Here is a 14520-nt window from a genome sequence, read left to right on the forward strand (position 1 = left end):
TGTGTGCTCTATCAAGAGGTTTGCTTTATAAATTAAATAAGGGCAAAACGTTTGGTTTACAATGCCATTGAATAAAGCGCGACGCTTTTTTTACGTGGCACATAATAACAAATTATTGTGTATCATAGCGGCTAATCGAGCAAAATTGGATGAAAGCATCATTATAAAATGGAATAACGGCTGTATAAAATATTATAAGCACCGTATTTCGTTTGCTTATGCACTGTGTTTTAATTTATTAATCACAGTGTTGAATGAATTAAATGGCTATTTTTGAGCGGTTTTGGCTTAGCAGTTTTGGCTAAATGAAGCTTATTTAGTGATTTGTTCTCGTTATTTCGATGCATCCTAATCGCAACCATACTGGCAAAACTAAGCCATCTACTGATTAAGGTTCTCAACACTCAATGCACTCAACGATGTCAGACGCCAACGCTTCACACTCATATCCGCAGATATCTGTGCCCATTATCGGTTATCATCGCTCCGCACTGACGCAAAAGTTTGGCATACCCAGACAGCCAAATCTCGTGGCTTTACCGAGTGTGATTGAGTTAATCGTCCCTTATAATACGCCAGAAGCCTTTGACGGTATAGAGCAATTTAGTCATTTGTGGATCAGTTGGCACACGCATCATAACAATAACCTTAAAAATCATAACAACCACTCAAAAAATAATAACAACTTTAAAACTCACACTGCTAATAATGACGAGCACAATAATAATCACAATCAGACCGAGCTAACTCAGCAGCCCTCGGCATTTAAGCCACCAGTATTTAAACCAAAGGTGCGTCCGCCAAGGCTGGGCGGTAATACCAAACTTGGCGTATTTGCGACGCGTAGTACGTTTCGACCCTCACAGCTTGGGCTATCTGTGGTCAAGCTAGAGCGAGTTGAGGTTGTGAATTCACAGGTTCGGCTACATATAAGTGGTGCGGATATGGTTGATGGCACGCCGATAGTAGATATTAAGCCTTATATTGCTTATAGTGATGCGCTCACTGATGCGGTCAGTGGCTTTGCGCCTGATAGGCCGCAGCTACAGCCGGTGTCAATTAATACGGCAGTGCAAGCTGAGCTTGAGCAGTTGTTATCGCCAGCTGATATAGAGATTATTTGCCAGCTCATTGCTCAAGATCCACGTCCTGCGTATCGTAAGGCTCATTCAAAAGCTAATGATGTAGACGGACAAGATCAGCAGCGGGTTTATTTTTTAAGATATAAGCAGTTTGATATTGGTTTTGTTTGGCAGTCAGCAGATGCAAAGTTTTGTATTGTGTCGCTGCGAGTGCTAGATTAGAGGCTGTTTTCACTCAAGCATTCGACTACCAACTTATCGTATTTTTTATTCACTTGTTTATTTAACGGGTAACAGTATTTATGTTTACAGACACTCATTGTCATCTCAATCGTTTGGATTTAACTCAGCATGATGGTCAGCTTGACGGCGTGATTGATGCCATGAAACAGGCTAAGGTCACCCGCGCAATGGCCATTATGTGCGACTTTGCAGAGTATGATGAGATTTATGACATTATCACTAAGTTTGGTGATGATGAGCTTAATCTGGGTATGAGTGTGGGCATTCATCCCTGTGAAGACTTGTCGGTGTTACAGTCTGCTACCACAGAGCGTTTAGTAGAGATGGCTGATGCTGATCATGTGTGGGCCATTGGTGAAACAGGACTAGATTATTACTGGAGTGATGAGAATAAAAAAGAGCAGCAGGCGAGCCTAGCCCGTCATATTCATGCTAGCCAAACCTTAAATAAGCCATTGGTAGTACACACCCGTGAAGCCAAACACGATACCATTGATATCCTAAAAGCAGAAAAAGCAGAGCATGGTATTATTCATTGCTTTACCGAAGATTGGGATACGGCCAAAAAAGCTTTAGACTTGGGCTTTTATATCTCTTTTTCAGGCATTGTTAGCTTCAAAAATGCCCAAAGCTTACGTGATGCCGCCTTAAAAGTACCTAAAGACAGACTGTTAATTGAAACCGACAGCCCTTATTTAGCACCTGTTCCTAAGCGTGGTAAGTCAAATGAGCCAGCTTACGTGGTTTATGTTGCTGAATGCTTGGGTGACCTATTTGGTGTCAGCAGTGAGGAAGTAGGGCGACTAACAACAAAAAATTTCGATGATTTACTAGCACAAAGGGCATAAAATGGGTATCCTATGCAAGGTATGACCAAGCAGTCATAACTCTTTTGTGCTGTAGAGCCAAGGAATCATCCTTTTTTCTATAGTAGATATTTTTGTCAAAGTAGATACAGGTTAGGAGTTTGCATGAGCAGGCAGCAGCAATTCAAGGACCGTGAAGAGAAGATTTTAGCTACAGCTGAGCAACTCTTACTTGAAGCAGGAAGTGGCGATATCACCTTGGATAGTTTGGCAGACCAGCTGGACTTGGCTAAAGGCACCTTATATAAGCACTTTTCAAGTAAAGATGAGCTATATTTACGTATTATTATCCGCTATGAAGAGCAGTTGTTTGATATTAACAAAATTGATGACAGTGTCGCCGCGGGTGTCTCGCGAATGATTTTGCAGCAGCTAATGAACCCTCAAAAAGCACTACTGTTTAATCAAATTGAAGAGCGACTGGCCGCATCAGCACAAGGGCTAAATAGAATGTTCGGCGAGCTATATGAGATACGCCGCGCACGTATGAAGCGCCTGATTGACATCTCTAGCCAGTATCTACAAAGTCAGAACAGTGGATTAAGCACCCGTGATTACTTGTCTACCATTTGGTCAATTGGTCAGGGCGGTGCAAGTCTATTAAACTCAAGCTTTTATCAGCGTTACTTAGGTCGCCGTGATACGCTACGGTTGGCATTGATTCAGCAGATGTTAGATTTACCAAAGCAGTATCCAAGTTTGCAGCAGACGGATGAAGATATGATGGAATTGGTGAATCAAATCGATTTAGAAAGTCAGGCACACCAGCAGTCGCAAGAATAGCGGATTGTTCTGCTTTGATTAAATAAAAACTTTGGTTGAATAAAAAATATAGCGTATAAAAAACGGTCATTTAAACTAATTTAAATGACCGTTTTTTATTTGTGAGTTCTATTTATGCTGATTTAATTTCTATTGAGTCAGTGCTTACTCAATAGAATGGATGATTTAAGGTTAATCATCCGGCATTAAGGTTTCTTCATTTGAGCGCCAGTTTTCGGCACCATAAAACAGCATCTGCGCTTGACGCGTACACTGTCTGAGCATTTGCTCTTTTTTGGCAGTGACATTGTCCGTATCACTGTCTTCATCATGTGCCTGAGAGTAGGTTAGGTCTAACCAGTCAATAATCCAAGTCAAAAATAAGTTCAATCCCGCCTCAGCAAGTAAGCGTCTGTCTTCAGCATTGATGTGTTTAAACGCAGGCTGGATGCCTAAATCTTCACCCATGATTCGGGCGAACAGTTTAATCTGAGCATCAATGGCATTGCGCACCGACTCTGAACCGCCAAAGCGCTCGCTGACCATAAACTGCCAGTAGCGTGGGTGCTCATCAATTGAGGCAAAGAACAGCTGAATACTTTTTGCAATTTGACGATCATAGCTGCGGGTACGTCCCATCTGTAAGCCACTACGTAAGGTCGATAAGGCCTCGCCAAGCTCTTCTTCTACCAAGCTGCGGCCTAAGCTTTCCATATCATCAAAATGGCGGTAAAAGGCCGTAGGCACCACGCCGACTTCACGCGTGACCTGACGCAAGCTGATAGACGCAAACTGTAACTATCCCCTAAAATAACACAGCTCAAACGTAGAATTTCTTATAAAATACCCATAAGGAGTTTTAATATGAGCAAACGAATGACTGAGACCCAAATAGTATCCATTTTAAAAGAAGCAGAAGCAGGAATACCTGCTAAAGAGCTGTGCCGTAAGTACGGAATTGCTAATTCGACTTTCTATAAATGGCGTTCCAAGTATGGAGGCATGGAAGCCTCTGATGTTAAGCGACTAAAAGAGCTTGAAGAAGAAAACCGTAGGCTTAAACAGATGTATGCTGATTTAAGCCTCAAAGCGCAAATGCAGGAAGATATCATAAAAAAGCTATAGCGCCTGCTTGTGAGCGCAAAGTCTGGGCTCAAGAATTGCAGGCGCAGTATGGTGTCAGTATTGCATCGAGCTGTCAGGTGGTCTGTATGAGTCGAACCGCTTATTACTATAAGCCTAAGCTATCTGATGATAGTGAGATTATTGATGTCTTAAATGAACTAACAGATAAGCACAATCGTTGGGGTTTCCCAAAGTGTTTTAAGCGTATACGCAAGCTTGGCTATTCATGGAATCATAAACGAGTACACCGTGTTTATAAAGCTTTAAACTTAAACCTACGCCGTAAGTCTAAAAGACGGCTACCAACACGTAACCCCCAGCCGTTAAGTGTGCCAAACGCATTGGGTCATACTTGGTCTATGGACTTTATGAGCGATAAGCTGCACAATAATATTCGCTTTCGAACCTTTAATGTGATTGATGATTACAACCGCGAAATACTCGGCATTGATATTGGTACCAGCATTCCCTCACTCCGAGTGATTCGCTACCTTGACCAGTTAGCCGAGTGGCATGGTTATCCTAAGCAAATTCGTGTGGATAATGGTAGTGAGTTCACCTCTAAAGTGTTTACTGATTGGGCAACGGCTCACGGTATCTATATTGACTATATTGAGCCTGGCTGTCCTTATCAGAATGCTTATATTGAACGGTTTAATCGTAGTTACCGCAATGAGGTTTTGGATTGTTATTTATTCAATGATTTAAATGAAGTCAGTCAACTGACTGAGGAGTGGATCACGGTTTATAACACCGAAAGACCCCATGATTCACTTAATGATATGACACCTGCCCAGTATAGACAGGTGGCTTAATTATTCTACGATGATGTTGTGTTAAGAATGGGGTATTTACAAAACGATTGCCCCATCATACATAGGTCTAACACCGCATTAAAAAAGGCTTGACGGGTCTGTCGTTTTTTTTGCTCACGACTGTTTAGCGGTGGATTCGATGTTGTACTTGGGTGTGATGTGTTACTCATGTTTAATTGTCTCAGACGAAAAATGAATGCCAGCTTTCGGCTCACGTTGCTTCTACTGATTATGCTTCTTTGCAGTGACTTATTCTACGTTAGTTTTTTTGTGGTCTATCCGTTTTTGTTGTATACCCCTTATTTCATTCTATTTTTATGACAATGTTGATTGCTATATTTTTTACTATAATTTTTTACTGTATTAAGTCAGCTACATAATCAGTGCTTTAAAGATAATATACTAAAACCACCCCATATATCAAAACTTACTGCACACGCACAATTGTATTCACTGCACGCGCATGAGTGTTAAATCATGGACAGTTTTATAGAGTGTGAATAGGCTGTCGGATAGCGATAGGTTATAGAGCAAAGGCCGTTCGTTTTTAAACTACCACACCTTATCACCAATGCCATTTAAATCCTGCGCCAGTCGGTAGGCTTCATGATCATTCATGCCAGTAATATAGTCCAAAATATTGAGCGCATTGGCATAGACATCGGTTCTAAGCTCACGGTGTAGCGTATGCAGATGCTGATTTAACAGTTGGATCAAATGCTTTTGCTCAAAGTGTAACGGCTGCTGCTCAATGGGCAGCAATGCCAGTGGCATAAAAGCATCCAAAAGGGTCTGCAAGCAGCGGTTGGCCATCAGCTCCATACGTATCTTGCTTGGATGAGCGAAGATTTGTGAAGAGGCCAGATGTTTGGCTTCTGCTATACCGTCTTTGACGCTGGGCTCACAGTGCTCAAATAGGCTGCCATGTAGCTCACCTGCTAATAGCGTATCCGAGTGGGTGGCGAAGGCTTGTGTCACCTTATCAACCAAGCGCATCATGGTGCGTCCACGTAACGCCGCTAGCTTTTGAACCACCGGCGCATTTTGAGTCACTTCTGGCGGTGCACCACGTGAGCCAATCAGCCGTAGCATTAACGGCTCAACCTGCTGATATTCCAGCATATTCAGATGAATACCATCTTCTAAGTCAATCAATGCATAGCAAATATCGTCGGCTGCTTCTAGCAGATAGGCTAGGGGGTGGCGGGCGTAGCCATCATGATCGAGTGCATAAGGCAGTCGCAGCTGTCCGGCCAGCTTGTCGAGGACATTGGCATCGTTATAAAAGCAGCCGTATTTTTTGATATTAAGCGCACTAAAGGCGTTGGGCTGTTGCTGAGGGTTTCTGATATTGGCGTTTGGCTCAAGATGGCTGGGATAGTCAGCGGTGATGTTGCTGTGTTTGGCCAGCCAAGGGTACTTCATAAACGCCCCTAAAGTAGCGCAGGTTAAGCGCATACCGCCACGATCGGGATGATGCTCGTTGCGAGTGAGCAGGCGAAAACCTTGAGCGTTGCCTTCATAGCCTTGTAAATCCAGACGCTGCTCTGGACTTAAATAACTCAAAAACGCTTGTTGTGAGGGCTGATTGAACCAGTCTCGTATCGCATATTCACCAGCGTGACCAAAAGGCGGATTGCCGATATCATGCGCCAAACAAGCCGCCTGCACAATCACCCCAACATCGCCAACAGTAATACCGCGTGGTAAACCTTCGGGCAAGATATCATGCAGCCTTTCAGCCGCCATCATGCCTAACGAGCGACCAATACAAGACACTTCAAGCGAGTGGGTCAGGCGGGTATGGATACCAAGCTGATTGGTCAAGGGGTGAACTTGGGTCTTTTGATTGAGCTGACGAAAAGACTGAGAAAAAATCAGACGATCATAGTCTTTATGGAAAGGCGTGCGCGATTTTTCAGAAGTGTTTTGCTTTTTGCGACTGCCCAAACGTCGGTCACTAAATAGGTATGACCAACGTTGGCTGGCACTCAAGCGATTTAAGCTAGATTCATTAAGATGGTTATTTAGATTAAGGCTGGGCTGGGTCATAAAGCATCCATAAAAGCTGTCACAGAAAAGGCGTTATTATTTGTCTTGTCTACTATAGTCATGAACTACTAAGCGGTTACGGTGTTAACCTCGCTAAGCCTACATTTGTAGTACCTGCGCTCAGTTGCCTTGTAACCACTTTAGACTTCTCTGACTATATTATTTTTAGCGCTCAATATTGTATTGTTGAGACAGATAATAGCGTAAAGGGCTTATGACTTAAGCCCTTTAACCCTTAGCATAACAGAAAATTATGAAGCATAAATGATTCAAGCGAGGCCTGATTAGCTTTGCTGCTGGCAGCTATACAGTTTATCGAATTGCTCAAGGTCATTTAGTGATGCTATGGTATCTACTTTTGCCATTGCTGTCGGTACTGAGTATAAGCTGGCAGCTTGTTGATCGACAGTCCATACCAAGCCATGATCGTCTTGCAGACCAAAGTCACTGATATAGGTCTTTTCTCCCAAGTTGCTATCTTGAACAAAGTCGTATTCGATACCGTCTATTAAGATATGCGCTGTACTTGGGGTCTCGTCTTCATGATAGAACACACCCAGTTGCTTTTCAGGTTGGCAATCAAAAACAATGCGGTTGTTGGCATGCTCGTGTCCCTCGTGTCCGGCGTGATCGTGGCCACTGTGGTCATGGTCAGCGTGTTCATCTTCTGCTGCATGCATTTTATCTGCGTGTTCTTCATGTTCTGCATGAGCCTCTTCATCGTGCTCATGTGTGATAGCACTGCTTTCTGATTCTGAGTGCGCTTGTGCATCAGACTCATCGGCAGGCTGACAGCCTGTTAATACAAGGCTTAAACTGCTGCCTAATAGGGCAGTGGTGATAAGTTTTGATAGGGCTGGCTTTGGCATAAAAGTCCTTAAGGTTAAACAGTAATCGTTAGCACAATGTTAATACAATACTTAGTGAAGTATTGTTATGTTATATAATAACATTATTTTGAGAAAATAAAACTGATAGTGACAAGTCAGCTATCAGTTTTATTGATATGAATGTATTAACGCTGTTTTATTTAAGCGCTTTGTTAACTATTAAACGTTAAATCTAAAGTGCATCACATCGCCATCTTGTACGATGTAAGTTTTACCTTCTAAGCGTGATTTACCGGCAGCTGCAGCACCTTTTTCACCGCCATACTCAATGAAGTCTTCATAGGCAATCACTTCTGCACGGATAAACCCACGCTCAAAGTCAGTATGAATCACACCGGCTGCTTCTGGCGCAGTAGCACCCACTTTAACGGTCCAAGCGCGTACTTCTTTAACACCAGCAGTGAAGTAAGTCTGCATATCTAGCAATTTATAGCCTAAGCGGATTACCTGATCTAAGCCTGCTTCTTCCATGCCCATGCCTTCAAGGAAGTCGACTTTATCATCCTCATCTAACTGTGAGATTTCGGCTTCGATTTGGTTACATAGTGGCAGCACAATAGAATCTTCTTTCGCTGCATATTCACGAACGGCATCTAAGTATGGGTTATTTTCAAAGCCATCTTCGCTAACGTTAGCAATGTACATGGTTGGCTTTAAGGTGATTAAACCATAGCTTTTGATCAGTTTTTTCTCGTCATCGTCTAGGTTGGCTAGACGTGCCGCTTTACCTTCGGCTAAGAAAGGTTCGATTTTTTTGAACACATCAAGCGCGGCTTGTGCGTCTTTATCGTTACCTTTGGCTTTTTTGGTTAAGTTGACGATAGCGCGTTCGACCGCTTCTAAGTCAGCCAGTGCCAACTCAGTGTTGATGGTTTCAATATCATCAATTGGGCTAACACGACCATCAACGTGAATCACGTTGTCATCATCAAAGCAGCGAACCACATGTGCGATGGCGTCGGTTTCACGGATGTTGGCCAAAAACTGGTTACCCATACCTTCACCTTGTGACGCACCAGCAACCAAACCTGCAATGTCCACAAATTCCATAGTGGTTGGTAGTACGCGCTCTGGATTCACAATCGCAGCCAGCTTTTGTAGGCGTGGATCAGGAACAGGCACGATACCAACGTTTGGATCTTTGGTACAAAATGGGAAGTTCTCAGCAGCAATACCTGCTTTGGTCAAGGCATTGAATAAAGTTGATTTTCCGACGTTCGGTAAGCCGACGATGCCACAGTTAAAGCCCATGTCTTGTCTCTCTTAATATAAAAGGTTGTAAAAGTAATTAATAAAACGGATAACTTAATAGAAAAAAGGTGTCGAAAATAGACGGTTATCACAAACCGTCTGCTGTCACACACTATCTGCTGTTATAAATTGCCGCTATTGTAGCAAAAACTGGTGATAAAGGGGTGCTATTGTCGCAGTAAATAGGGTAAATCCTACCTGAAACAGGTTGATGCCAGACTTTAATCACCCATTAAATATGGATCAGTATCATGCACTCAGTAATAAGTTAGTCTTTGTCTTCGATCAAGCCCAACATCACGCCCATATTTTTGTCATCTTTATGATCAGTATCAGGGGCATATAGTGCCGAGGCAATGCCGCCATCCAAAAATAGTGCATTGGGGCAGTGCAGCTGTTGCTTGAAGTAGTCTGCAAACTGATAGAAATTGACCGGCTCATGGCTGGTAACAAACTGAATCTGACCCTCAGCGCAAACACCGACACCGTTACGAATCTTTTTGGAAGTGCTGCTTTGATTAAACTTAGGATGGATACTGTCATCAATGACCAACATGGGCCCAGATTGGGTTGCGTACCAAGGGGTTATTTGCTTGTCGTTTAGCAGCTTAGAAAATTGCTGGCTTTCGGTGATCTGCACCTGATTATTGTTATCCCACCACAACACGCCATTGGGTAGCAAATGAAAGTTACCGGCACCTTCATTTAAATTTAACGACAAGATTTGCTTGCCTTGTATCACCGTATAGCCGATGGGCGCAAACTCTCGATCATACATGCCGGCATTAATCGCAAATTTAAGTTCACGGCTCTTAGGTAAATCGGCTAGCAATGCATCAAAGGTGTACAGCGGCGGCAACGCGCTATTCTGATCTGACTCAGCCCGATCATCTTGTCTAGACTTCCAAAACAACTGCAGCGATAGCGGACTATCCGCCTGTTGTAAGCTGTCCTGTGACACGCTACATAAAGTATGCGCAAACGGCGCAGCTTGAGCGCTACAAACCGATTGCCCAGAGGACTGATGAGTGGACTCAATCAAAGCATCCAGATCACCCTCGGTGCAGCCGCTGAGCATCAGCCCCGTTAGTAATGCAGCACCCGCAGAGCGTATCAAAGAGCGATTAGCCATAGTGTTAGCCTTCAGACCGCTTATAGTTTTGACAGCTTTGACAGCTTTGTGCAATGCATGCCCTAGTGAAGGTTGCACATACTGCGGCTGTTTATTTAATGGCTTCTTATTTAATAGCTTCGGATTTGGCTGCTGTGAGTGCTGTTGCATGGGCTGTCCTAGATAGAGTCGTCGCTGCCCATATTATTACTGGCGTAAATATGGCTGTTGTTATTAATACTACTGGTTTGTTTAGAAGGTTTTTTGACACTACGCGAGTCTCTGTTGTAGGCAATATAGGCTTCGTTATCTGCTTTAAAACTATCAGGATCAGCCATTACCCACATCTGGTTGTAGATATCAGAGCGTGCTTCGACGGTCAGTAGTGCGCCTTCATCGATGAAGTAGAAACATCTAGATAATAGCTTGATTGAACCATCATGCATGCGGCGTGCGATATGATATGGCTGCAAGTCATATGGGTGTGATAGTCCGACAGCGCCAACGAAGTTCGCCAATGATTTGATGGTGTTTTTGTGGAAGTTGGCCACGCGTGCAGACTTGCTGGGCACGTCTAACGCTTTTTCACGATATGGATCTTGGGTCGCAACACCGGTTGGGCAGGTATTGGTATGACAAGAGCGAGATTGGATACAACCCACGGCGAACATAAAGCCACGCGCTGAGTTACACCAGTCGGCACCTAGGGCCAACATTTTGGCAATATCAAAGGCAGAAACAATTTTGCCACTGACACCAATTTTGATTTTATCACGAATGCCGGCACCGACTAGGGTGTTGTGTACTAACATAAAGCCGTCAATTAATGGCATGCCCACATTATCCATAAACTCAACAGGCGCTGCACCCGTACCGCCTTCAGCACCATCGACCACAATAAAGTCCGGATAGTTGTTTTCTTCAATCATGGCTTTAACAATGGCCATAAACTCCCAAGGCTGACCAATACACAGCTTAAACCCGACTGGTTTGCCGCCTGATAGCTCACGCAGCTGCTGCCAAAAATGTACCAACTCACGTGGGGTGTTAAAGGCAGAGTGAGTCGATGGAGAGATACAGTCAACGCCCATAGGAATATGGCGGGTTTCAGCAACTTCTTCGGTAATTTTCTCAGCAGGTAATACCCCGCCTTTACCCGGTTTTGCACCTTGAGATAGTTTAATCTCGATCATTTTTACCTGATCTTCAGTGGCATTTTTTTGGAACAAATCAGGGTTAAAGTTACCTTCATCATCACGGCAACCAAAATAGCCGGTACCCAATTCCCAAATCAGGTCACCACCATATTTGCGGTGATAAGGGCTGATGGCACCTTCACCAGTATCGTGGGCAAAGCCGCCCATTTTTGCGCCATGGTTTAGTGCCATAATTGCGCGCCCAGATAAGCTACCAAAGCTCATGGCTGAGATGTTAAATACCGACATAGAGTAGGGCTGTTCGCAATGATCATTACCGACGATGATGCGAAAGTCTTCGACATCTAACGGATGACTGGTTTGAGATTGCAAAAACCACTCTTTATCTTGCGCATACAGATCATCTAAGGTACCAAAAGCGTTGGTATCACTGACGTTTTTTGCTCTTTGGTACACCAGTGCACGTTGCTGGCGTGAGAAGGGCACTTCTTCTTTATCGTTTTCAATGAAGTATTGACGAATCTCAGGACGATAGCTTTCTAAGAAGTAGCGGATATGACCGGCGATTGGGTAGTTATAGAGCACCGCATGTTTCGATTGTAATAGGTCATAGATACCAACCAACATCAAGGCCCCTGCGATAATGGCCAGCCACCATAGCGACAAAAATATGGACACAAAGGTCATGACGGTCACACCTATTAATAGACCGTATCTTTTGACAACACCAACTTGATATTGGCGTTCATTTTGTTCAACCATAGGGATTCTGTTAGGAGCCTTGCTTGGAGATTGTGACATGAAATATCCTCTGTCAAATTTTGGAGCCAGATGTTTAATCAGATGTTTAAAAATAGGATTTTAGTAATGTGGTGTGTTTTGCAATAAAACCTTTATATAATTATAGCCAATATTGACGATTAAGCCTAATGGTGACGTGTTATCAATTGTCGCTAAACCCCGATTTTTGTCGATTTGCACATTTTTTTAATCTGTTTGGTAATAACAAATAACCTATTGGTACAATCCATGTTAAAATCAGCCACAAAATTGGCAATGGGATAGCATAGGCTGCTAAAATTAATCACATCAATTAGTACCTGTCCCTGCATTTACCTTATTTAATAAACCATTACTTAATAAACCCCCACTTAATAAACCCCCACTTAATAAACCAAAGGAGCTTATCATGGCTATCGAACGTACTTTATCAATTATCAAACCTGACGCTGTTGGCGGCAATCACATCGGCGCTATCTACAGCCGTTTTGAAGAAGCCGGTCTTAAAATTGTTGGCGCAAAAATGCTACATCTTGATGATGAAAAAGCAGGCGGTTTCTACGCTGAGCACAAAGAGCGTCCATTCTACAACGACCTAGTATCTTTCATGACTTCAGGTCCTGTGGTTGTTTCAGTTCTAGAAGGCGAAAATGCAATTGCTAAGCACCGTGAAATCATGGGCGCAACCAACCCAGCTGAAGCTGCTGAAGGCACAATCCGTAAAGATTTCGCTTCAAGCATCGACGAAAACGCGGTACACGGTTCAGATTCTGCTGAATCAGCAAAACGCGAAATCGCTTATTTCTTCGCTGATAACGAAGTACTAGACCGTACTCGTTAATTCATGTTTTTAGCCCGTTTTTATTTACTTATCTTAGTTATCTAAAAACGTAAGGTTTTAAACGAAACGGCTGAGCACTTGCTCGGCCGTTTTCATTGTTATTTCACAGGCATCGTAAGATACGACAACATGCGATTAACAAAATTAAGTTATAATGTGTGTTTTAAAGGCAGCACATACCAAGATGCTATCTCAAACTTGTAAAAGCTATCTCAAGATTGTAGGTGTTGTAGACCAAGGTGTTTGCCACATCTTTAAACGTAAAACATATACGCTTACCACTCACACTCATATTAGGTTAGATAAGTTATCATGACCAAAATTCCTATGCAGCCTGCTGACAGCCAGCCGACCTCTTTTGACCCCTCTGATGCCAACGCGAATGACACCCGAACCAATATTTTGGGTATGAGTCAAGAAGAGCTTGGTGCCTATTTCAAAGAGATAGGCGAGAAGCCATTTCGTGCCACACAGGTGATGAAATGGATTTATCAACATGGCGTCACTGACTTTGATGAGATGACCAATCTATCAAAAGGGCTGCGCGAAAAGTTAAAGCAGCAAGCCTGCGTGCGTCCGCCAGAAGTGGTGCACAAAGAGTTTAGTAATGATGGCACGCGTAAGTGGGTGTTCAAAGTAGCAGGCGGCTCTTTGGTTGAAACCGTATTAATTCCAGCCGATGACAGTAAAGTCAATGGCCGTAAGACTCTGTGCGTGTCTTCACAAGTAGGTTGTGCGCTAGATTGCAGCTTCTGTAGTACCGGTAAGCAAGGCTTTGAGCGTGACTTGACCCCGGCAGAAATCATTGGCCAGCTTTGGGTTGCCAACGCCTCGTATATGGAAGGCGTGGACAATAGCGAATGGCATAATAACGTCACCAACGTAGTAATGATGGGTATGGGTGAGCCACTGCTCAACTACAAGCCTGTGGTGTCATCTATGAGCTTGATGCTATCAGACCACGCTTATGGCTTATCAAAACGCCGCGTGACCTTATCAACGTCAGGTGTTGTGCCTAAGATGTACGATTTATACAAAGACATCGATGTGGCACTGGCAATTTCATTACACGCGCCAAATGATGAGCTGCGCAATGAGTTGGTGCCTATTAATAAGAAGTATCCATTAAGTGAGCTGATTGCTGCGGCGAAAGCCTATGTGCATGACAATAATCCACGTCACAAAAAGCACGTTACCATTGAATATGTGATGCTGGCTGGCGTTAATGACAGCGATGAGCACGCGCATCAGTTGGTTGAACTGTTAGAAGGGTTACCTAGCAAAATTAACTTGATTCCATTTAACCCATTCCCGCATGCGCCATACGATCGCTCAAGTAACAACCGCATCCATGCGTTTAGTAATATCTTAAATAACGCCGGCTTTGTGTGTACTATTCGTCAGACCCGTGGTGATGATATTGATGCCGCTTGTGGTCAATTGGTTGGTCAAGTTGCTGATAGAACCCGCCGTTCAGCCAAATGGCAGCAAAGTATTAAAGATCGTGAGCAACAGGCCGCTGGTGAATAAGGTTAGATGAATGGA

General features: G+C 43.5%; 11 protein-coding genes and 2 pseudogenes. 6 read left to right on the plus strand and 7 right to left on the minus strand.

Annotated elements, in window-relative coordinates; all coding sequences use genetic code 11:
• The first annotated feature begins 419 nt into the window (after positions 1-419).
• From A6J60_RS10460 to A6J60_RS10470, 3 genes are all read left to right on the plus strand, one after another.
• Entirely contained in the window at positions 420-1304 is an 885-nt protein-coding gene (locus tag A6J60_RS10460) for an SAM-dependent methyltransferase (RefSeq protein ID WP_096066559.1), read from the plus strand.
• An 80-nt stretch (positions 1305-1384) separates the two neighbouring features.
• Positions 1385-2173, plus strand: a complete 789-nt coding sequence (locus A6J60_RS10465; RefSeq protein WP_096065944.1) for a TatD family hydrolase — start codon at positions 1385-1387, stop codon at positions 2171-2173.
• Between the two features lie 123 nt (positions 2174-2296).
• On the plus strand, positions 2297-2974 hold the full coding sequence (locus A6J60_RS10470) for a TetR/AcrR family transcriptional regulator (protein WP_096065945.1): 678 nt from the start codon (positions 2297-2299) through the stop codon (positions 2972-2974).
• Between the two features lie 171 nt (positions 2975-3145).
• Here A6J60_RS10470 and A6J60_RS10475 read toward each other — a convergent pair.
• Positions 3146-3745, minus strand: a pseudogene (locus A6J60_RS10475) (TetR family transcriptional regulator); the annotation flags it as partial.
• Positions 3746-3817: 72 nt separating this feature from the next.
• Between A6J60_RS10475 and A6J60_RS10480 the strand changes: the two are divergent.
• Positions 3818-4893 (plus strand): IS3 family transposase gene (locus tag A6J60_RS10480; RefSeq protein ID WP_413772355.1). Its coding sequence is split into 2 segments (ribosomal slippage): positions 3818-4073 and positions 4073-4893, totalling 1077 coding nucleotides; the frame shifts between segments, so codons are not numbered across the junction.
• Positions 4894-4907: 14 nt separating this feature from the next.
• On the opposite strand, the pseudogene A6J60_RS10485 reads toward A6J60_RS10480, so the two are convergent.
• The 6 genes and pseudogenes from A6J60_RS10485 to A6J60_RS10510 all read right to left on the minus strand — a co-directional run.
• Positions 4908-5063, minus strand: a pseudogene (locus tag A6J60_RS10485) (TetR family transcriptional regulator); the annotation flags it as partial.
• Positions 5064-5445: 382 nt separating this feature from the next.
• The gene (locus A6J60_RS10490; RefSeq protein WP_227526123.1) at positions 5446-6945 is read right to left on the minus strand and encodes a deoxyguanosinetriphosphate triphosphohydrolase; all 1500 of its coding nucleotides are present in this window, start codon (positions 6943-6945) and stop codon (positions 5446-5448) included.
• A 284-nt stretch (positions 6946-7229) separates the two neighbouring features.
• Positions 7230-7814, minus strand: a complete 585-nt coding sequence (locus A6J60_RS10495) for a hypothetical protein (RefSeq protein WP_096065946.1) — start codon at positions 7812-7814, stop codon at positions 7230-7232.
• Between the two features lie 180 nt (positions 7815-7994).
• Positions 7995-9086, minus strand: coding sequence for a redox-regulated ATPase YchF (gene ychF, locus A6J60_RS10500; RefSeq protein WP_096065947.1), 1092 nt, complete (start codon positions 9084-9086; stop codon positions 7995-7997).
• 268 nt (positions 9087-9354) lie between these two features.
• Positions 9355-10368 (minus strand): phosphodiester glycosidase family protein, encoded by a 1014-nt coding sequence (locus A6J60_RS10505; RefSeq protein WP_227526124.1) that lies wholly within the window; start codon positions 10366-10368, stop codon positions 9355-9357.
• Positions 10369-10376: 8 nt separating this feature from the next.
• Positions 10377-12155 carry an FMN-binding glutamate synthase family protein gene (locus A6J60_RS10510; RefSeq protein WP_227526125.1) on the minus strand — a complete coding sequence of 593 codons (1779 nt, stop codon included), beginning with the start codon at positions 12153-12155 and terminating at the stop codon, positions 10377-10379.
• A 388-nt stretch (positions 12156-12543) separates the two neighbouring features.
• Here A6J60_RS10510 and ndk point away from each other — a divergent pair, with 388 nt between their 5' ends.
• Both ndk and rlmN read left to right on the plus strand, forming a co-directional pair.
• Positions 12544-12975 (plus strand): nucleoside-diphosphate kinase, encoded by a 432-nt coding sequence (ndk, locus tag A6J60_RS10515; RefSeq protein WP_077448028.1) that lies wholly within the window; start codon positions 12544-12546, stop codon positions 12973-12975.
• A 312-nt stretch (positions 12976-13287) separates the two neighbouring features.
• Positions 13288-14505, plus strand: a complete 1218-nt coding sequence (gene rlmN / locus A6J60_RS10520) for a 23S rRNA (adenine(2503)-C(2))-methyltransferase RlmN (protein WP_096065948.1) — start codon at positions 13288-13290, stop codon at positions 14503-14505.
• Positions 14506-14520 lie beyond the last annotated feature (15 nt).

This window comes from Psychrobacter sp. FDAARGOS_221 (genome assembly GCF_002313155.2).
GTDB lineage: Bacteria > Pseudomonadota > Gammaproteobacteria > Pseudomonadales > Moraxellaceae > Psychrobacter.

What these genes read in the sequence shown, in the direction of transcription:
- ndk (WP_077448028.1), top strand. Translation starts at nt 12,544, where the DNA reads ATGGCTATCGAACGTACTTTATCAATTATCAAACCTGACGCTGTTGGC.
- A6J60_RS10465 (WP_096065944.1), top strand. Translation starts at nt 1,385, where the DNA reads ATGTTTACAGACACTCATTGTCATCTCAATCGTTTGGATTTAACTCAG.
- A6J60_RS10510 (WP_227526125.1), bottom strand. Translation starts at nt 12,155, where the DNA reads ATGTCACAATCTCCAAGCAAGGCTCCTAACAGAATCCCTATGGTTGAA.
- A6J60_RS10470 (WP_096065945.1), top strand. Translation starts at nt 2,297, where the DNA reads ATGAGCAGGCAGCAGCAATTCAAGGACCGTGAAGAGAAGATTTTAGCT.
- A6J60_RS10490 (WP_227526123.1), bottom strand. Translation starts at nt 6,945, where the DNA reads ATGACCCAGCCCAGCCTTAATCTAAATAACCATCTTAATGAATCTAGC.
- rlmN (WP_096065948.1), top strand. Translation starts at nt 13,288, where the DNA reads ATGACCAAAATTCCTATGCAGCCTGCTGACAGCCAGCCGACCTCTTTT.
- A6J60_RS10505 (WP_227526124.1), bottom strand. Translation starts at nt 10,368, where the DNA reads ATGCAACAGCACTCACAGCAGCCAAATCCGAAGCTATTAAATAAGAAG.
- A6J60_RS10495 (WP_096065946.1), bottom strand. Translation starts at nt 7,814, where the DNA reads ATGCCAAAGCCAGCCCTATCAAAACTTATCACCACTGCCCTATTAGGC.
- ychF (WP_096065947.1), bottom strand. Translation starts at nt 9,086, where the DNA reads ATGGGCTTTAACTGTGGCATCGTCGGCTTACCGAACGTCGGAAAATCA.
- A6J60_RS10460 (WP_096066559.1), top strand. Translation starts at nt 420, where the DNA reads ATGTCAGACGCCAACGCTTCACACTCATATCCGCAGATATCTGTGCCC.